Origin of the sequence: Pseudomonas anuradhapurensis (assembly GCF_014269225.2) — a bacterium.
GTDB classification, from domain to species: Bacteria; Pseudomonadota; Gammaproteobacteria; order Pseudomonadales; family Pseudomonadaceae; genus Aquipseudomonas; species Aquipseudomonas anuradhapurensis.
On the sequence record NZ_CP077097.1, the window covers coordinates 3470056 to 3490307 of the forward strand.

Annotated in this window: 12 protein-coding genes and 1 pseudogene; 6 read left to right on the top strand and 7 right to left on the bottom strand. The window is 64.7% G+C overall.

The window, feature by feature from the left end; genetic code table 11:
- Positions 1–1608: an ABC transporter ATP-binding protein gene (locus HU763_RS16065; protein ID WP_186688153.1), complete on the top strand. Its 1608-nt coding sequence runs from the start codon at positions 1–3 to the stop codon at positions 1606–1608.
- 100 nt (positions 1609–1708) lie between these two features.
- On the opposite strand, the gene HU763_RS16070 is transcribed toward HU763_RS16065, so the two are convergent.
- The 4 genes and pseudogenes from HU763_RS16070 to HU763_RS16080 form a co-directional block, all read right to left on the bottom strand.
- Positions 1709–3898, bottom strand: a complete 2190-nt coding sequence (locus HU763_RS16070) for a TonB-dependent receptor (RefSeq protein WP_186688156.1) — start codon at positions 3896–3898, stop codon at positions 1709–1711.
- An 88-nt stretch (positions 3899–3986) separates the two neighbouring features.
- Positions 3987–4436 carry a methyl-accepting chemotaxis protein gene (locus HU763_RS25105; RefSeq protein ID WP_372241580.1) on the bottom strand — a complete coding sequence of 150 codons (450 nt, stop codon included), beginning with the start codon at positions 4434–4436 and terminating at the stop codon, positions 3987–3989.
- A gap of 87 nt (positions 4437–4523) precedes the next feature.
- A pseudogene (locus HU763_RS25110) lies at positions 4524–5099 on the bottom strand (PAS domain-containing protein); the annotation flags it as partial.
- 29 nt (positions 5100–5128) lie between these two features.
- Positions 5129–6910: a bifunctional diguanylate cyclase/phosphodiesterase gene (locus HU763_RS16080; RefSeq protein ID WP_186688164.1), complete on the bottom strand. Its 1782-nt coding sequence runs from the start codon at positions 6908–6910 to the stop codon at positions 5129–5131.
- Positions 6911–7137: 227 nt separating this feature from the next.
- Between HU763_RS16080 and HU763_RS16085 the strand changes: the two genes are divergently transcribed.
- The 5 genes from HU763_RS16085 (at position 7138) to HU763_RS24790 (ending at position 16114) form a co-directional block, all read left to right on the top strand.
- Positions 7138–10068 (top strand): aminotransferase, encoded by a 2931-nt coding sequence (locus tag HU763_RS16085; RefSeq protein WP_186688165.1) that lies wholly within the window; start codon positions 7138–7140, stop codon positions 10066–10068.
- Positions 10069–10130: 62 nt separating this feature from the next.
- Entirely contained in the window at positions 10131–11036 is a 906-nt protein-coding gene (locus HU763_RS16090) for a LysR family transcriptional regulator (protein ID WP_170030794.1), read from the top strand.
- A gap of 163 nt (positions 11037–11199) precedes the next feature.
- Complete coding sequence (locus HU763_RS16095) at positions 11200–12165, top strand: hypothetical protein (protein ID WP_186688166.1); 966 nt, start codon at positions 11200–11202, stop codon at positions 12163–12165.
- Entirely contained in the window at positions 12162–15347 is a 3186-nt protein-coding gene (locus HU763_RS16100) for a T6SS effector BTH_I2691 family protein (protein WP_186688168.1), read from the top strand. The genes HU763_RS16095 and HU763_RS16100 overlap by 4 nt, the downstream gene beginning before the upstream one ends.
- The gene (locus HU763_RS24790; RefSeq protein ID WP_225931891.1) at positions 15344–16114 is read left to right on the top strand and encodes a DUF6708 domain-containing protein; all 771 of its coding nucleotides are present in this window, start codon (positions 15344–15346) and stop codon (positions 16112–16114) included. The genes HU763_RS16100 and HU763_RS24790 overlap by 4 nt, the downstream gene beginning before the upstream one ends.
- 77 nt (positions 16115–16191) lie before the next feature.
- On the opposite strand, the gene HU763_RS16110 is transcribed toward HU763_RS24790, so the two are convergent.
- The 3 genes from HU763_RS16110 to kdpC all read right to left on the bottom strand — a co-directional run bounded on the left by HU763_RS16110 (position 16192) and on the right by kdpC (position 20246).
- Entirely contained in the window at positions 16192–16887 is a 696-nt protein-coding gene (locus HU763_RS16110) for a response regulator (protein WP_186688170.1), read from the bottom strand.
- A complete protein-coding gene (locus HU763_RS16115; protein ID WP_186688172.1) occupies positions 16884–19538 on the bottom strand; it encodes a sensor histidine kinase in 2655 nt (884 codons plus the stop codon). The genes HU763_RS16110 and HU763_RS16115 overlap by 4 nt, the downstream gene beginning before the upstream one ends.
- Before the next feature lie 156 nt (positions 19539–19694).
- Positions 19695–20246, bottom strand: coding sequence for a potassium-transporting ATPase subunit KdpC (kdpC, locus tag HU763_RS16120; protein WP_186674771.1), 552 nt, complete (start codon positions 20244–20246; stop codon positions 19695–19697).
- Between the last annotated feature and the right edge of the window lie 6 nt (positions 20247–20252).

Here is a 20252-nt window from a genome sequence, read left to right on the forward strand (position 1 = left end):
ATGAGTGAACAGAACCTGATCGAAGTGCGCGACCTGGCGGTGGAGTTCGTCACCGGGGAGCAGGTCAACCGCGTGGTGGATGGCATCAGCTTCGATATCCGCAAGGGCGAGACGCTGGCCCTGGTCGGCGAAAGCGGCTCGGGCAAGTCGGTGACCGCGCACTCGATCCTGCGCCTGCTGCCCTACCCCCTCGCCCGGCACCCCAGCGGCAGCATCCGCTTCGAGGGCAAGGACCTCCTGCAGCAGAACGAGAAGAGCCTGCAACGCATCCGCGGCAACCGCATTGCGATGATCTTTCAGGAGCCGATGACCTCGCTGAACCCGTTGCACTGCATCGAGAAGCAGATCAACGAGATTCTGCTGCTGCACAAGGGCTTGACCGGCAAGGAAGCGACGGCACGTACGCTGGAGCTGCTGGACATGGTCGGCATCCCCGAGCCACGCAAGCGCCTGAAGGCCCTGCCCCACGAGCTATCGGGCGGGCAGCGCCAGCGGGTGATGATCGCCATGGCGCTGGCCAACGAACCCGACCTGCTGATTGCCGACGAACCGACCACGGCGCTGGATGTAACCGTGCAGTTGAAGATCCTCGACCTGCTCAAGGAGCTCCAGGCGCGCCTGGGCATGGCCCTGCTGCTGATCAGCCACGACCTCAACCTGGTGCGGCGCATCGCCCACCGGGTGTGCGTGATGCAACGCGGACAGATCGTCGAGCAGGCTGAATGCAGCCGATTGTTCAGCGCCCCGCAGCACCACTACACGCAGATGCTGATCAATGCCGAGCCCAGCGGGCTGCCGGCCCACAACCCGGTAGGCGCGCCCTTGCTGGAGGTGGATGACCTCAAGGTGTGGTTCCCGATCAAGAAAGGCTTGCTGCGGCGTACGGTTGATCATGTGAAGGCCGTGGACGGGGTCAACTTCAGCCTGCCGCAGGGGCAGACGCTGGGGATTGTCGGCGAGTCCGGCTCGGGCAAGTCGACGCTGGGCCTGGCGATCCTGCGGCTGATTGCCAGCCAGGGCGGGATTCGCTTCCACGGGCAACAGCTCGAATGCCTCAACCAGAAGGCAGTACGGCCATTACGGCGGGAAATGCAGGTGGTGTTCCAGGACCCGTTCGGCAGCCTGAGCCCACGCATGTGCGTGGCGGATATCGTCGGTGAAGGGCTGCGTATTCACCGCATCGGCACAGCGCAGGAGCAGGAAGCAGCGATTATTGCCGCGCTGGAGGAAGTCGGGCTGGACCCGCGCACCCGGCATCGCTACCCGCATGAGTTTTCCGGTGGGCAGCGCCAGCGCATTGCCATTGCCCGGGCCCTGGTATTGAAGCCGGCGCTGATCCTGCTGGATGAACCGACATCGGCGCTGGACCGTACGGTGCAGCGGCAGGTGGTGGAACTGCTGCGCAACCTGCAGCAGAAATACAACCTGACCTACCTGTTCATCAGCCATGACCTGGCGGTGATCAAGGCGCTGAGCCACCAGTTGATGGTGATCAAGCATGGCCAGGTGGTGGAGCAAGGGGACGCGCAGGCGATCTTCCACGCGCCGCAGCATCCGTATACCCGGCAGTTGCTGGAGGCGGCGTTTCTGGAGGTGGAGGCGTCGTAGCCAGCCACCGCCAGGGCGGGCCCCTTTGCGGCTAGACCGGCGAAGGGGCCGGCACTGGCACGCCACGAGCTTCTGTGAAGCCAGCGCCCCGGTCGGCTACTCAGAAATCGATAGTGCCCGAGAACTTCACCAGCCGCGGATCGCCCTGGGTCAGGTAGCCGCCATTGGCCGAAGCCCAGTAATTCTTGTCGGTCAGGTTTTCCACGTTGACCCGCAAGGTCAGGTCTTTCTCCGCCACTTTCAGCGTGTAGCGACCACCGATGTCGAAACGGTTCCAGGTCGGCAGGCTGACGTTGTTCGCCGCATCGACGAACTGCCCACCGGTACGTAGCATCCGCGCATTCAGCGCCAGCCCCGGCACACCCGGCACGTCCCAGTCGACACTGGCATTGAGCTGGAAGGTCGGCACACCGATGGCGTGGTTGCCGTCATTGCTGCCGTTGGCGGTGTTCTTCTGCTCCGAGCTCATGCGGGTACCACCGGCCATCAGGCGCAGGCCTTCGACGGGCTCGCCGAACAGGCTCAATTCCAGGCCTTTGTTGACCTGTTCGCCGTCGCGGATGAAGACATTGTTCAAGGTGTAGCCGTCCGACGGCTTCTCGATGCGGAACACGGCCAGGTTCGCGCCAAAGGTCTGCCGGTCAAGCTTGATACCGGCTTCAAGCTGCTTGGTCCGCCCGGGGGGGAACATCTCGCTGGCGTTGGAGACGTTGGCAGGCGCCGTTGGCCCCTGGGCGAGACCTTCGATACGGTTGGCGTACAGCGAGACGCTGTCGCTGGCTTTGAACACGACGCCGTATACCGGCGTGGTGATCGACTTGTCGTAGGGGTCGCCACTGCGGCTGCCGTCCGTACTCGGCCGGCCAGGCGTGACAGGACCGCTGCCGTCGTAGGAATAGCTTTGCATACGCAGCTGCTGGCGGCGCACGCCGTAGGTCAGCAACAGGCGGTCGTCGAACAGGCCAACCGTGTCGGAAATCGCCAGGCTGCGGGTGCGGGTCTTGGCGGTTACCCCCGGGTCGCCCATGTCACCGCCCCAGCGGGTGACCTTCGCAGGCTTGGCTTGCTGCACGGTGTCGTAGATGTTGCTGCTGATCGGCGCATAGAAGGTGTAGGCGTTTTCCGCCTGGGCCCACAGGGTGTTCGCCCCCACGGCGATCTGGTGGCTGATTGCTCCGGTCTGCAAACGGCCATTGAGGCCGGCACTGAAGCTGCTGTTGTCTTCCCCATGGACAATATCGGAAGGGGTAATCGTCGCCGCGCCGCTGTTGCCGACCAGCACCGGGGTACCATAGGTGCCGTGTTCGCGGGTATGCCGTGCCCCGCCGGCCAGGTAGGCCGTCCAGCTGTCGTTCAGGTCCCATTCGCCGCGCGCCATGCCAAAGGTGTCTTCCGACTCGCTGTAGCTCCAGGCCTGGCCATAGTTGTGGCTGGCATCCGGCGCGGTCGGCAGGCGGGTGGTGGTGCCACCCAGGCGCACCGAATTGCGCAGGTGGTTGATGCGCTGCTTCTGGTAGCCGATGTCGGTCGACAGGCGGAAGGTGTCACCGCGGTAGTCCAGGCCCGCGGTAAACAGCTTGGTGCGCTGGTCCTGGTCGTCGACCGCCGTTTCGCCTTCGCGCTGGCTGAGGTTCAGCCGCGCCCCGAAGCGGTTGTTTTCACCAAAGCGCTGGCCGATATCCAGGTGCTCGCCCATGCGGCCATCAGCGCTGATGTCCTGGGTGTAGCGGCGTGTCGGCAGGTCTTCGGCGCGCTTGGGCCGCAGGTTGACGTTGCCGCCCAGGCCGGTGCCGGTCGGGCTGACACCATTGAGAAAAGCGTTCGGCCCCTTGAACACTTCGACCCGTTCCACGCCATCGGTGGACATCACCTGGCGCGGCAGGATGCCGTACAGGCCGTTGAAGGAAATGTCATCGCCCGCCAGCGGCAGTCCCCTGATCACGAACACCTTGGACTGGTTGCCAAAGCCGTACGACTCGCGCACCGAAGGGTCGTTGGCCAGCACGTCGCCGATGTCTTCGGCCTGCTGGTCCTCGATGACCTTGGCGGTGTAGCTGGTCATGGTGAAGGGCACATCCATGTAGTCCTGATCGCCCAGCACCCCCATCTGCCCGCCACGGGCAACCTGGCCACCGGCGAACGCCTCGGGTATTGCGCCTGGCCGCACCTTGAGGGCGTCGGCATTGATGTCGATAGCCTCCAGCTGGATCGGTTCGCCAGCGTGGGCCAGCAGCGGGACGAAACAGCAGAACGCCAGCAGAGCTGGGCGTGACAGTGGCGGCGAAGGCATGACGGATATCCGGAGCAAGATTAATGAGCTTGCTAATGCTAATGCTTCGCAAACACATATGGCAAATGCGACCGCCCTGCCGCTCTGTCTAGCCCAGGTCTTCGCTTACCCGCTCCACCGCATCCACCACCTTGCGCGCCCCGGCCTGGATGGCGCTGATGGCAGTACCGGCCTGGAGCGCCAACTGCAATGCGCTGGCCGCCTCCATCCGGCTGCGCTCGACCTCGCTGACTGCCTGGCTGGCCAGGACCTGGTTACGTGCGACCACGGCATCGATCTCGGCGGTGGCCGTGCTGGTGCGCGCCGCCAGCTTGCGTACCTCATCGGCCACCACTGCAAAGCCTCGGCCCTGCTCGCCGGCACGTGCCGCCTCGATGGCCGCGTTGAGTGCCAGCAGGTTGGTCTGCGCGGCAATCCCGCCAATGGTCTGCACGATGGCGCTGATGCTGGTCGATTGCTCGCCCAGCGCACTGATGGTGACCCCCGCAGCCTGCATCTGGCGAGCCACGTCCTGCATGGTCTGCTCCATGGCGTGCATCACCGCCACGCCTTCGCTGGCACCGGCGTCGGTGCTGCGGGAAACGTCCAGCGCCACCTGCGCGGCACGCTTGACCTCCGCCTCACGCCGCACCTGGTCAGTCACCACCGAGGCGAACTTGACCACCTTCACCAGGCGCCCCCGGGCGTCACTGACCGGGTTGTAGCTGGCTTCCAGCCAGACCTCACGGCCTTGCCGGTCCAGGCGGCAGAAGCGACCCGCCACATAACGCCCGGTATTGAGCGTCTGCCAGAACACGGCGTAGTCAGGGCTGCTGGCCTGCGCGGCGCTGCAGAACATCTGGTGATGCCTGCCCACCACCTGTTCGAGCCGATAGCCCATGGCCTCGAGAAACATCGGGTTGGCATCCAGCACAGTGCCATCGAGCCCGAACTGGATCACCGCCGTCGAACGCAGCAACGCGTCAAGCAGCGCCTGGCCCTGCTGGGCCGGGCTCGGCAGCCACTGCGCCAGCAGCTGGCCAACGGCACTGTCGGGCTCTGCGCCCAGGGCGGCAGCGCACGCCGGGTTGAGTTCCAGCACGCGGCCCTGGGCATCCAGCCTCATGAAAGGTCCCTGTTCGATCTGGGCCAGACGCTGGCGAAGGCTCAGTATTTGCGCATCGCGCTCGGCGAGCGCGGCTTTGAGGTGCCGATTGAACATGGAAGTACCTGCGTAATGACAAGATGTGATCAGGCCAACGGGCCCGCCAACCGGGTGCGGCAGTACCACTGCCGGAACACCTCGACCGGCATTGGCCTGGCGATGTGGTAGCCCTGCGCCTCGGCACAGCCCCAATCCTTGGCCTGGGCAAGCTGCTCGGCCGTTTCGATACCCTCGGCGGCCACCTGATAACCCAGGCTGCTGGCCAGGCTGACGACCGACTGCACCAGCAAGGCCTCCTTGCCACCACGCGCGGACCGCTGCACAAGGCTTCTGTCCAGTTTGACCAGCGAGGCCGGAAGGCGAGTGAGGTAGGCCCAGTTGCTGTAACCGGTACCGAAGTCGTCGATGGCGACAGCAATGCCGGCCTGGCCGGCGCGTTGCAATTGCTGGTGCACCTCTTCGGGCTGCTCCATCAGCACACTTTCGGTGAACTCCAGCTGTACGCGGCCCGGCGCGACCGCCTGGCGTTGCAGTTCGGCCAGCAAGGTGTCCATGAACGTCGCGCTTTCCAGGTCTCGCGCGGTGACGTTGAAGCTGACGCTGAAATCCAGGCCGCGGGTGCACTGCAGGATGCGCAGCACGGCACGCATTACCCAGAGGCTGAGGTTGGCCATCAGCGCGGTTTGTTCTGCCAGCGGGATGAACTCGCCGGGCGAAACGTCACCCAGCAGCGGGTGGCGCCAACGCAACAAGGCCTCGGCAGAGCGACACTCGCCGCTGGGCAGCTCGACCCGCGGCTGCAGGTGCAGGCTCAGTTCATCCTCGCTGTGCAACGCCTGCGCCAGCGATGTGAGCAACATGAACGCACGACGTTGGGCCGCGTCCACCTCGGTCTGGTACCAGGCATGCCGCCCCGCACTGCGCCGTGCCGTGTCGGCAGCGGCCACGGCGCGGCGCAGCCACTCCAGGCTGTTGCGCTCATCCTCCAGCGGGGTGATGGGCGCGATGCCGATGCCTGCGTCGAGCAGCACGGGTATCTGGTGACACTGGGCTGGCGCCTGGAGCGCCTGGAGGATGCGCTGGCAAAGCGGCAGGACAGCAGCGGCATCCTCGAGCAGCACGGCGAACCGGGTGGGGCTGATCTTGTACAACGACAAGCCGCTTTGCAGCTGGCTGGCGATGCGCGACTTGGCCTGCAAGGTCAAGTCATGGGCAAAGTTGTACCCCAGCCCGCGAATCAGCTCGCTCAGCGCCTCTGCCGACATGATGTCGACGGCCAGCAGTGTCATCGACTGGCCGCGATCCAGCCCCGCGCCGACGTCACATTCGAGCTTCAGGCGGTTGAACAGCCCTGTGGCCTGGTCGTGGAAGTTGTTGCGGCGCATGCCGGCGATGATCTGCATGGCCATGTCGGCGAAGGCCAGCAGCATCCCGCGCTGAGCGTCGTCCAGCGCTGCGCGCGGTGCGGTGTCGATGATGCAGAAACTGCCAATCGCCACCCGCTGCTCGACCCGTAGCGGCGCACCGCAGTAGTAGCGAATGCCCGGTTCACCGGTCACCAGCGGGTTGTCCGCGAAGCGCGGGTCGGCAGCAGCGTCGAGTATCTCCAGCGGCTGCGCCTGCAAGATGGTGTGGGCACAGAACGATACGTCCCTGGCCGTGCCCGGTGTCTGCAGGCCAGCACGGGCGGTGAACCATTGCTGACATTCACCGACAATCGAAACCAGGCAGATGGGTGCGGAAAAGTAATGCCGGGCCAGCTCTACCAGCGCACGCAATTCACTGCTCTGCTCCTGATGCTGCACGCACCATTCGGCAACTGTGGCCAGGCGCTCGTGCTCGTTGCTCGGAACGGGCGCAACCTTCATGTCGTTTCACCTGTCCCACAGGGGGAGCCAAGAAAGTAATAGCACTACGCTACACCCAATATGTGTACAAGACAAAGTAATTGTACAAGTTTTGTATAGGTTTCGTGACCGCCGGCGATGGGGATCATTGTGCAGTCATCAGAAAAATTGACGATTATCGTCTTTCATCATCAATCAAAACCCGCATAAATTTTCTACCGCCCTCTTTCAGCGAACACGGTAGAGCCATGCCCACCCAGCCAGTAACGCCCGCTTCCTCCGTCATTGACATCCTGGCCCAGCGTTCCAGCCTGCCGAACCCGGCGCTCGACCCATGCCAGGCCAGCGATCTGTTGCTGGCCCATTACGGAATTGCCGGCGAACTGTCGGCCATGGGCAGCCAGCAGGACCTGAACCTGCGGGTCGATACAGCCCAAGGCAGGTACGTGCTCAAGGCGTGCCACGGCAGCTATGCACGGGTCGAGCTTGAAGCCCAGCATGCAGCGCTGGCTTACCTGCGCGAACAGGGCCTGCCGGTACCGGCCGTGCGCGCAGCCAATGATGGCCAGGCCTTGCTGGAAGTGGACGTGAACGGCCAGGCGCTGCGCATTCGCCTGCTCGACTACGTCGAAGGCCAGCCGCTGACCCGCCTCGGGCATATGCCGGCGTACCTGATGGCCGAGCTGGGCGGCCTCTGCGCCAGGCTGGACAAAGCCCTCGCCGGCTTCGACCACCCAGGCCTGTCGCGCACCCTGCAATGGGACCCGCAACACGCCCAGGCGCTGATCCACCACCTGTTGCCGGTACTGTCCGACCCGGCACGACGCGCGCGTGTCGAACAGGCCACCAGCGTGGCAGCCGCGCATCTGGCCCCGCTCGCCGCGCACCTGCCGATCCAGGCCGTGCACCTGGACATCACTGACGACAACTCGGTCTGGGCCCGCGACGCCGCGCGCCAATGGCAGCTGCAGGGCGTGATCGATTTCGGCGACCTGCTGCGCACCTGGCGTATCGCCGACCTGTCGGTAACCTGCGCCGCGCTGCTGCACCACGCCGAGGGCGACCCGCTGCGCATCCTGCCGGCCGTGCGTGCCTATCACGCGCTCAACCCACTGGGTGAAGCCGAGCTACGCGCCCTGTGGCCACTGGTGGTCAACCGCGCCGCCGTGTTAGTGCTCAGCAGCGAGCAGCAGCTCAGCGTCGGCCCGGGCAACCAGTACATCCGCGCCAACATCGCCCATGAATGGGAGATCTTCGACACCGCCACTGCCGTGCCTTTCGCGCTGATGGAAATGGCCATCCTGCAAGCAGCGGGGCTGCAACCTGCCACGCCGGACCTGGGCACCTGCGCGCTCCTGCTCCCGGAGCTGAATGAACAGCCCGTCACGCGCGTAGACCTCGGCGTGCTCAGCGTGCATTACCAGGCGGGCAACTGGGAGCAACCGGGCTTCGACCAGCACCTGCTGAGCGCGCAGCCAGCCCCGGCCTGCAGCCTGCACGGGCAGTATCGCCTGTCGCAAACCCATATCGACCGCCCCGAAGAGCCCGCCACCTGCGCCCTCGGCGTCGAATTGCATGTGCCCAATGGCAGCCTGGTGCAGGCACCAGAAGCCGGCACCTGGCAGCGCCATGGCGACAGCCGTGGCTGCCTGCGCAGCGCGCATTGGAGCTTGTGGCTGCAAGGCCTGGAAGGCGCCCCCGCCGATGGCCAGGTCGTGGAAAAAGGCCAGTCGCTGGGTAGCAGCTGTGGCTTCCTCAGCGTGCAGCTGTGCCTGGACAGCAGCATTCAGCCGCCGTTCTTCGCCACCCCGTCGCATGCCCCGGCCTGGCTGGCCCTGTGCCCGTCGCCGGCGGCGCTGCTGGGCTTCGACTGCGATGCCGAACCGCTGCCGGACCCGCAGGCCCTGCTGGCCCGCCGCGACGCCAGCTTCGCCCGCTCGCAGAAGCACTACTACGCGCAACCGCCGCACATCGAGCGCGGCTGGCGCAACTACCTGATCGACATGCAGGGCCGCTCGTACCTGGACATGCTCAACAACGTCGCCGTGCTGGGCCACGGCCACCCGCGCATGGTCGCCGAATCGGCGCGGCAGTGGTCGCTGCTGAACACCAACTCGCGCTTTCATTATGCGGCCATCAGCGAGTTCTCCGAACGCCTGCTGGCGCTGGCACCCGCAGGCTTCGACCGGGTGTTCATGGTCAACAGCGGCACCGAAGCCAACGACCTGGCCATTCGCCTGGCCTGGGCCTACAGCGGCGGGCGCGACATGCTCAGCGTGCTGGAGGCCTACCATGGCTGGTCGGTGGCCACCGATGCCATCTCCACTTCGATCGCCGACAACCCGCAGGCCCTGGAAACCCGCCCGGACTGGGTGCACCCGGTGGAAGCGCCGAACACCTTCCGCGGCCGCTTCCGCGGTGCCGACAGCGCCGCGCAGTACCTGCGCGATGTCGACGCCAAGCTGGCCGACCTCGACGCCCGTGGCCGCCAACTGGCAGGCATCATCTGCGAGCCGGTATATGGCAACGCCGGGGGCATCGCGTTGCCGGCCGGTTACCTGCGCGAGGCCTATGCCAAAGTCCGCGCCCGCGGCGGGGTATGCATTGCCGACGAAGTACAGGTCGGTTATGGCCGCCTGGGCGAATACTTCTGGGGCTTCGAGGAACAGGGCGTGGTGCCCGATATCATCACCATGGCCAAGGGCATGGGCAACGGCCAGCCGCTTGGCGTGGTCATCACCCGCCGCGAAATTGCCGAAGCCCTGGAGGCCGAAGGCTACTTCTTCTCCTCGGCCGGCGGCAGCCCGGTCAGCTGCCGCATCGGCATGGCGGTGCTGGACGTGATGCAGGAGGAAGGCCTGTGGGACAACGCCCGCGACACCGGGCGCTACTTCAAGGCACGCCTGCAAGCGTTGGTGGACAAGCACCCGCTGGCTGGCGCGGCGCATGGCTCGGGCTTCTACCTGGGGCTGGAGCTGGTGCGCGACCGCGACACGCTCGAACCGGCCACCGAGGAAACCGCGGCGCTGTGCGACCGCCTGCGTGACCTGGGCATTTTCATGCAGCCGACCGGCGATTACCTGAACATCCTCAAGATCAAGCCACCGATGTGCACTACCCGGGCAAGCGTCGACTACTTCGTCGACAGCATTGACCGGGTGCTGGGCGAAGGCCTGTAGGGGGCTGTCAAGCGGGCCGGCGAAAAGTCATAATTTCCGGCCCGATCATCAGGTTTGCCGCCATGGCCTTCAGCAGTGATTCCCTGGCTATCTTCCTCGCCGTGCTGGAGGCGGGTTCGTTCTCCGCCGCCGCGCGCAAGCTGGGGCGCGTGCCTTCCGCCGTGAGCATGGCGATCGCCCAGCTCGAGGCCGAGCTCGACCTGGTGCTGTTCGACCGGGCCACGCGCAAGGCCTTGCCCACCAGTGCCGCCCTGGCATTGGAGCCCCAGGCCAGGCAGGTGATGTGCCAGCTCAACCTGCTCGATGCGCAGGCCCTGCAGTTGCACAAGGGCCTGGAAAAACGCCTGACCATTGCCATGGCGCCCGAGTTGCAGACCGGCCGCTGGAGCCAGCCACTGGAAATCCTCGCCGAGGAATTCCCCAGCCTGGAAATCGAGGTGCGCTCGGCCACCCAGACCGAAGCCATTCGCCTACTGCATGACGGCAGCGTGCAACTGGCGCTGGTGTTCGAACGTCCCGGCATCGACGAGCGCGAGTCGTTCCTGGAGGCTGGCAGCCAACTGCTGGTGGCAGTCGCTTCACCGCGCCATCCGGCCGGGCAGAACAGCGCCACACCGCTGCCTGAAGAGGTATTCGCCGAACAACGGCAGATCATCGTGGCCTCGGGCAAGGCTACCGGCTCGGACCCACGCATGGTGCTGTCGCGGCGCATCTGGCTGACCGACAGCTACCTGGCCACGCTGGACCTGGTGCAGTCCGGGCTGGGCTGGGCCTACCTGCCGCAGCCGCTAGTGGAACCGCTGATTGCTTCGGGTGCGTTGGCAGAAGTGCGCTTCGACAACATGGCCAGCCGCTTGCGCCTGTGGGTCGATATCATCTGGGTCAAGCCGCGCCCGCTGGGGCTGGGTGCGCGGCGCTACCTGGAGGTCATGCGCCAGCTGTTCGAGAAGGAGCCGCCGCGGGCCTGATTCTGCTTGCTCGCCCAGGCCCCAAGCATCCGATAATGCAAGGAGCGAAACTTCCTACAAGCTTTCGCGAAGCCGAAACCTCCCCTGCGAATTGATTCCTCGCTAGTGTTCTGCCCTCCCAGCGGACGCCATTCAAGGTGCACTAGCCGAAAAGGAATTTTCCATGCAGAGCCAGGCAGAACCGGCCACTCGCTACCCACAGCGCCTCCATGACTTCGCCACCCGGCAGCGCAATCCAGAAGAAGCCCTCTATCTTCTACTCGACCCTTTTGCCGGGTGTCCGCCCGAGCACCCCTTGAGCGTTCCGGCCCTCATCGACGCGCTAGGCAGTGAAGCGGTAACCCGTATCGACTGCTCCGGGCTGGTCCGGGACCTGCAATACTGGCCAGCCCTGGTCCAGCTCGCCAAACCTGGCTCAGTGCCGCCAGCCCTGGCCGCTGTCAGCGCAGCCTGCGCCGCCCGTGAGGCAACGACCAGCCGGCACCATGTGTGTGGCTGGCTGCTCAGCGAGCAACCCGCCGCCCTCATCGGCCGGCACATCAGCCAGCAATGCCAGGTGCTGCATCAGCCGCCACCGCATGGCATCACGGCCTGGTTCCAGCCTGTACGCCTGGCCTTGCTGCGCGTGAGCATGAGCAACGCCGGCGAGGTACTCGGGCCCATTCGTAGCTGGTTACACCCGGATGGCCGTGGCAGTTGCGCGGTGTTTGAACGGCAACCATTGGCTGGCGAGTTGGTCGTCCCCGACGCCGTGAGGGCGACGCAGCACGTCGCACCGCAGATCATTCAACTGCTGGTTGCCTGGCGTCGCCTGAACGCCGTGCAGCAAACCTATGCTCCCTGGCACTTCGCAGGCGCAGCGGGTTTGCCGGACCACGCGCCCGCCCATGCCATGAACCTGATCCTCAAAGCCTTCAGACAAGGCCTGCGCGACCGCGCCGATCTGCAGTGCATGTGTTTGCACATGCTGATGATTCACCCACTGCTCCTGCAGCACCCGACCATCCAGCGCGATGTGGCACAGGCGGCGGCCGGCGAACAACGCCTGGCCGCCTGCTTCGCCCGCTATGACGACTGCACCTGGTCGCACATCGTTGCGGCTTTGCCGCAGGCAAGGAGTTACTCGTGAGCATCAGCAAAGCCATCCACATCGCCATGCAGGAAGAGATCCCCAACACCTACGGCCACTGCAATGCCTGCGGACGGCTCGGCCTGCCGATCCTGCTGTTGCGCCAGGCCTACGCCCCGCGCCCGGATAGCGAGCGCCCCTATCGCCTGGCGGAAGACAGCGAGATCACCTTCCATCCGATGCACACCGACCAGTTGCGCCTGCTGCGCCAGGGTTACGTCTACGTGCTGCTCGACCAGGAAATCTGGCAAGCCTACGAGGTCGCGGCAGCCGGGACCCTGCAGCGCTTCCCAGTGTCGCAGATGCCCCTGGCGCCACCCAGGCCATTGCCCAAGTGGTGCGCCACCGAGGGCCATGACGTCATCGCCTCGTTCATCAACATCGATACCCGGCTCTACCGCAAAGCCTGGATCGCCTTCGCCAACGACCCCTGGCCGCGGGCAGTCCTCGACCGCTACCGGCAAGGCATCACCAGCGCTGACCCGGGCACCCTCGCCCGCTTTGTCGAGGTGGACCTGGACACCGCGCGCAACGACCCTGCCAGCCTCGGCCTCGCCATGACCGACAGCTTCCGCTTCGGCCTGGAGGATGTGCTGGAGTTCTCGACGTTTTCCTCTGCCAGGTATGCCAGCGTGCATGGCTTCTACAGCCGCCTGGGGCGCTGGCATGAAACCCGCACCCATGTATGCAATGTCATCCAGCGCGAACAACTGCCCAACGGCATACTGGCGCTGACCCTGCCCGACCCGGTCGGCCTGGTGATGGAGCTGAATGCACAGCGCACGGGCTGGGTCCAGGCCATGCAGGAATGGCGCGCGCAGCCGCAGCGGCACTTCGAATACTTCACCTCGCAGGCGCTGCTGGGCATCCGCGAGCTGCACGCCGCCACTGCCGCCGCGCAGGGTGCCGAGGACGCACGGCGCGAGGCGCGAGAGGTCGAGCAGTGGAACCACAGCCCGCTGGCCGGCAAGGCGCCTCTGCCGGCGGTGGACATCGACGCAAGGAGCGAACGCAACATCGCGCGCAAACAGCAGGAAGCCCGCGAGCGCCTGGAAGAGCGTTACGACGAAAGCGCCCGCGCCGCGTTCCAGGCCGATTACGATCGCGAGCTGAAGAACTGGCAGTCGATGATCGACCAGGTCGGTGATCTGTATGCACGGCACTACGCTGCGCGCGCGTTTCAACAAATCGGTTACTTCGACTATGACGCGGCAGATCCTGTATCGGTCGAGTATTTCATCCAGATGATGGCGGCCTGCCTGGCCGGTGGCCCCAGCGAGACCCTGCCCCAGGACGATCAGCCGCTCGGAAGCACCCAGCATATCTGGCAGCAGCTGCTGGAAGACGAGCAGAGCCTGCTGTACCAGGCCCTGCTGGCCAAGCACCAGGGGCTGATGCAGCAAGTGGTCGCGGCGCTGTCCGGGGACGACTTCGGCAAGGTGCACGACATCATCAAGGGCATCGCCGGGACTGGCGACGGCCAGCTGTTGATGATCAAGCCGATACAGGATGCCGTCGGCCAGCTGCTGGGCGCGACCAACAGTGCGGGGAACGCACTCAGCCAGCACCTCAGTGAGCGGGCCAAGAGACTGATCGGCCACGTGCACCGCTCGGCGTTGGCACTGTTCGCCGGGCAGCAGGTGACCCCGTTCCGGCTCTCGCTGACCCTGGGTGAATACATGAGCCTGCTCGACGAGGCTGTGCAGGCACGTACCGATGCGTTCTTGCAGCAGATCGACCAGCAGTTCCGCGATCCCCTGGGCCGCAAGGTGCGGGCCATGGTGCTGAGCGGGGCGATCAATATTGCCGCGCCGGGCAATCGCAACCGGATGATTGAGGTGGTGCTGTGGACGTTCGAAAGCGCCGAGACGCTGCAGGCGCGGCTGGCGCAGTTACGCGAAGGGGCAGCCGATGGGGTCGGAGCGCTGGTACGGAATATCGCGATAGGTGCGGGTACGCTGCATACCCAGGTCACGGAGGGGTTGATGATCAGTTCACAGGCCGCGCAAAGCGTGGCCAGCGACGCCATGCGCAGCCTGCGCGATGCCGCCGCCAATGGCGGCAGCGTCGGCTTGCTGTTTGCCCTGGGCAGCCTGTGGTTTCACCAGGACAGCCTGGGCAGGAACTATCGGGCATTGCAGGAAACGCATCAGAACAACCCGGAAGCGCTGGCGGCGATCTGGTCTTCGTCGCTTGGGTTGCTGGGGGTTGGGGTTGAAGTGGCTGGGGGTGTCGTCGCGGTAGTACGCCCAAAGATACCGTGGCCCGGGACGGTAACTGAGGCAACACTGGGAAAGAACCTGGCCAGGTATGGCGGTGCCATTACCGCGCTCGCGGGTGTCATGGATGCAGCGCAGTATGTGAATGCGCTCCTCCGGACTAACAGCCAAGGGGACAGGGCTTCAACTAGGGGGTACCTGTTCGCGGCCGGGACAGCCACAACTTCCGCTGTCTTTGGCATTTACGCTGCGCTATTCGCCAACACACTGCTCGGCCCCTTAGGCATTGCGTTGATCCTTGGTTTGGCAGCCTACACGCTGGCAACGAGTGCAAAAAACCAAGAATCTTCACCATTAGAATTATGGTCGCGGCACAGTAGATGGGGAACCCCAGAGGTCCATCGACGCTGGATAAACCCGCAAGATCTGGATACGTCAATCGGCGCACTGAACGCGGCGATCTTGGGTGTACAGGCACATGCATCAATTGATAATAGATTTCAATCATCTCACGATGGGCAAATGCCAGGCCAAATAGGAGCCTTTATCGGCGATGGCGTTGCCGTCCCGGCAGGCTATTATCTCGCCTTACACATAAGCCTGCCAAATTTCAGCACCGAATATGCACAGTACAAATGGCACCTGACCGTGTACCAAATCGGGGTCAATCGACTTCCATTCCATCTTTACGGCAACAGTTTATCGCCAGAAAAGATCGAATATGCCCCTAAAGAAACAGTAGATGTATTTGCGGACGCTGAGAGCGTCAGCGACTGCATATACTACCAAACCACCAATAAAACCCTGCACATCAACTGCCAAATCCCGCTACTGGAAAATCACAGCGCCAACGCTATTGAGCTGACACTCACTTACTGGCCCAACAAGAATGAGCAGTCATTTAATGCAAAAGTAATAATGAGAGAAAACCGACTATCGACCTTCAAGAGTCTATTCCAATGAAGCGCCCGCTCCTTAATCCGCCATGCACAGGCTGGATAGAAGATCTACCCCACCCTGACACCCCCATCACTAGCGAAGCTAGCTTGGGTGATAAAAGCCCAAATCACCAAGATTTTATTTACCTTGAATTATCTAGAACGCTTGGCTGGGCCAGAGAAATAATAGCTCTCTTCTCACTACCAACGATCGCCTTCGCCTTGCTTACACCCTACTTAATAAAAGACAGTTTCGAATATCGAGATTTTGAATTTGCATTCATTGGCATATTATTTCTCGCCTGCGAGATATGGGCATCCGCAGTTTTCCTTCGCGTAAGTATATCTCCCCCCCGAGACGAACCGCTTCGCTTTAACCGAGCACGAAAGAAGATCTACGCATATAACTTCAGGCACTGCTGGTGGAATCCTTTCGCGACCTGGAAAGTACAGACCGTTTCCTACGACTGGCCCCAGGTCCGCGCCGAACGCTGGTCACAAACCGGCGCTCTGCCAAGCGGCGGAGTTATTTACAAATCGGGTGTCATGCTGTCCATCGTCGCACCGGGTACGAACAACGTCATCGACCGGTTTCGCCTGAGTACGATGGGAGCTGACCAACATGCCTGGGCCTATATCTGCACTTACATGCAACAAGGCCCTTCAGCCCTGCCGCCCCCCGGCGAACCGAAGGACCATGACGATGTGCTCTGGTGTGAATTCGCCCTGCGCCTGGCGCCTAGGGTCGTGTGGCCAGCAGAAATGGATCTGGAGTCGAGAACAGCGCCCTGAACCAAGGGGTTGCAGCTTGCCGGATGGGGCCGGGACAGGCAGCACAGGACAACCACTATCACCCGCTTTTCCCACGGTCAGGCGGTTGGCGCTACCAACCTGTACCCGACCCCCGCCTCGGTGATGATGAACCGTGGCGCGGTGGGGTCATCGCCCAGCTTCTGGCGCAAATGCCCCACCACGATCCGCAGGTAATGGGTGTCATCCACATGGGTCGGCCCCCATATGTCCTTGAGCAGCTGCTGCTGGGTAATTACCCGCCCCGGATGCCCGGCCAGTTGCGCCAGCAGTGCATATTCCTTGCGCGTCAATGCCACCTCTACCCCGTCCAGGGTCACCCGGCGAAAGGCGAAGTCCACGGTCAGCGGCCCGAAGCTGGCGGCGATTTCCGAGCCGCCGGCCTGTGGCACCTGGCGCAGCAAGGCACGCACCCGGGCGAGGAATTCCTGAATACCAAACGGCTTGGTCACATAGTCATTGGCGCCGCCATCCAGCGCATCGACCTTCTGCACTTCACTGGCGCGCACCGACAACACCAGCACCGGCACCGCACTCCACTCCCGCAGTTCACGCAGCACTTGCTGGCCGTCCATGTCCGGCAACCCGAGGTCGAGCACCACCAGGTCAGGTTTGCCCAGCGCCGCCTGGGCCAGCCCTTCGCTGCCGGTCGCAGCCTCGAGCACCTTGTAGCCTTGCGAAGCCAGGCTGATGCGCAGGAACTTGCGGATCTGCGGTTCATCGTCGATGACCAGGAGGGTAGCGGACTGACTCATGGGGCTTCGCTTTCGGCTTCAGGTTGAGGGGGCAGCGGCAAGCATAAAGTGATGCAGGTGCCCTGGCCATCGATGCCTTCGCCAACCTGGATCTGGCCACCATGCGCGCCGATCATGCCCTGGCAGATGGCCAGGCCCAGGCCGGTGCCCTGCCCGCCACGGTCGCCGCGGGCCGCGGTATAGAACATGTCGAAGATCTTGTCGCGGTCGGCTACCGGAATGCCCGGGCCCTGGTCGCTGACGGCGAAGCATAACTGGGCGTCCCGCACCGACACCTGCAGTTCCAGGCGGCCATTGGCGGGCGAGAAGCGCGCGGCATTTTCCAGCACGTTGACCAGTGCCTGCTCGATCAACGCCGCATGCACGAACAGCAACGGCAACTCGGCCGGCACATCGGTGTGCACGCGCAGCGGTGCCAGTACCACACGCAGGCGGTTGAGCGCGCTGCCGACGATATCGGCCGGGGCCACCCAGTCGCGGGCCAGCTTGAGGCCGCCATGGCCCAGGCGGGTCATGTCCAGCAGGTTCTGGATATAGCGGTCGAGGCGTTCCGCTTCATTGCGCGTGCCTTCCAGCAGTTCGCGACGGTCTGCGAGCGGAATCGCCTCGCCCAGCGCCAGCAGGCTGTCGATGCTGCCGCGCATGGCCGTCAACGGGGTACGCAGGTCGTGCGACACCGAGGCGAGCAAGGCGCTGCGCAGTTGCTCGGTTTCGCCATGCAGGCGTGCGGCCTCCAGCTGTTCGGCCAGGCGCGCGCGGGCCAGGGCCTGGGCCAGCGGCTGGCCAAGGGCAGTCAACAGGCGCCGGCGCGGGTCGCTGAGCGGCTGGCCGGAACGTGAGCGCACGCCGAGCAAGGCCAGGGGCTGTTCATCCACCGCCAGCGGCCACCACCACCAGCGGCCATTGGGCAGGGTATCACTGCCATGGCCGGCGGCCTGGCCATGCTGCCAGGCCCATTCGGCCGCAGCGCGTTCGTTGTCGCTGAAGGCATGGGCGATGCCAGTGGCTACCTGCAGCTGGCCTTCGGCATTGCGCTCCAGCAGGCATACCTGCGCATCCTGCCAGCCATCCAGATACTGCGCGGCAGCGTTGAGCACTGCCTGGCGGTCGGTGGCCACCGTCAGCCGGCGCGACAGGTCGAGCAGCTGGCTGGTCTGCGCCTGGGTCTCGCGCAGCGCCTGCAACTGGCGGCGCTGTCGCGCGGCCAGGTTGCCGGTGAGGGCGGCCATCAACAGGAAGAACAACAAGGTCAGCACGTCTTCTTCGCGCTGGATGGTGAATGAGAAGTTGGGCGGAATGAACAGGAAGTCGTAAGTCAGGAACGACAGCGCGGCACAGGCCAGGGCAGGCCCCAGGCTGCTGCGCACCGCCACCAGCAACACCGCGGCGAGGAATACCAGCGAGATATTGGGCAGCGCCAGCACGCTCGACACCGCCCAGGCCAGGCCCGCTGCCAGGACGGTCGCCAGCGATGCCAGCAGGTAATGGCGCCACACCCACACCTGCCGCACCGCCAGACGCGGCGCCTGCGGCTGCAGGTCACGGTCGAGCACGTTGATTTCCAGGCCGTGGCTTTCGCGCAGCAGGCGCGCGGCCACACCGGCACCGAACAGGCGTCGGCGCAGGCGGTTGCGCGACTGCCCGACCAGTACCAGGCTGGCGCGCCGCTCGGCGGCATGCTGGATCAATGTGCCCGCCACTTCGCCGGCGCGCAACAGCACCACTTCCCCACCCAGGCGCTCGGCCAGTTGCTGGGCCGCCAGCAGGCGCTGGCGGGCGGTTTCGTCGCGCAGGCGGCCGTTGTCCACGTGCACCAGGCTCCACGGCAGGTGGCGGCGTTGCGCCACCCGGCTGGCATGGCGCACCAGGCGTTCGGCCTGGTCGTCACCATCCACCCCCACCAGCAGGCGCCCGCGCAGCGCCGGAGCCTCCTGCCCGCGCTGGCGATAGCCGTGCGCCAGGTCGGCATCCACCTGCGCAGCGGCAGTCTGCATGGCCAGCTCACGCAAGGCGGTGAGGTTGGTTTGCGAAAAGAACGCGTCGATGGCGGCGCGTGCCTGCTCGGGCACGTACACCTTGCCTTCGCGCAGGCGCTCGAGCAATTCACGCGGTGGCAGGTCGATCAGCACCAGTTCGAAGGCTTCCTGCAGCACCCAGTCCGGCAGGGTCTCGCGCACTTGCACGCCGGTGATGTCGCGGACCTTGTCGTTGAGGCTTTCCAGGTGCTGGACGTTGACCGTGGTGTATACGTTCATGCCGGCGGCCAGCAGCTCCTGAACGTCTTGCCAGCGCTTGGCGTGGCGACTGCCGGGCGCATTGGTGTGCGCGAGTTCGTCGACCAGCACCAATGCTGGCGCGGCCTTCAGCAGGCCATCGAGGTCCATTTCCTCGAGGGTGACGCCACGGTACTGGCTGCGCAGCAGCGGCTGCTGCTGCAGGCCGCCGAGCAGCGCCTCGGTTTCGGCGCGGCCATGGGTTTCGACCACCCCGGCCACTACCTGCACGCCCTGGCGTTGCTGGGCGTGGGCGGCCTGGAGCATGGCGAAGGTCTTGCCGACGCCGGGGGCGGCGCCGAGGAACACCTTCAGCCGGCCCCGGCCGGTTTGTGGGAGGGTAGCCAACAGCGCGTCTGCGCGGGTGGAGTCACTCATCTTTCATCCTTTGCTATTTCCAGCAAGCAGCAAATTCAGGGACAAACACCGTACCTGTGGGAGCGGGTTCACCCGCGAATACGATGGTGGCGCCACTATCGCATTCGCGGGTGAACCCGCTCCCACAGGGTCCCTGCTAGCCCCTCAAGTCATCTATCAATGGCTGAGGTTGTCCAAGGCCTGGTTCAAGGCCAGCACATTGACCACCGGCGGGCCGATCAATGGGTGGAGGGTGGCCTCTTCGAGCAAGCCTTGCAAGCGTTCTACCGGCAGTTGCCGCGCCGCCGCCACCCGTGGGATCTGGTAGGCCACGGCCTCCGGTGGCAGGTGCGGGTCGAGGCCACTGCCCGACGTGGTCAGCAGTGCCAGAGGCACCGCCCCCTGCTGCGCCTGATACTGCGCTGCCGCATCACCCTTGACCCGCTCGGCGAGCGCCGGGTTGCTCGGCGACAGGTTGCTTGCACTGCTGGCCACGGTGGCGAAGGCACCCGCCGAAGGGCGCGAATGGAACCAGCCATCACCCTGGAAATCCTGGGCGATCAGCGCCGAACCGCGCACCTGGCCCTGGTCATCACGCACCAGGCTGCCGTTGGCCTGGCTGGGGAATGCCAGCTGGGCAATCCCGGTCACCGCCAGCGGATACAGCGCGCCAGTCACCAAGGTCATCAACAAGGCCAGGCTCAACGCCGGGCGGACATAAGCATTCATGGCGGC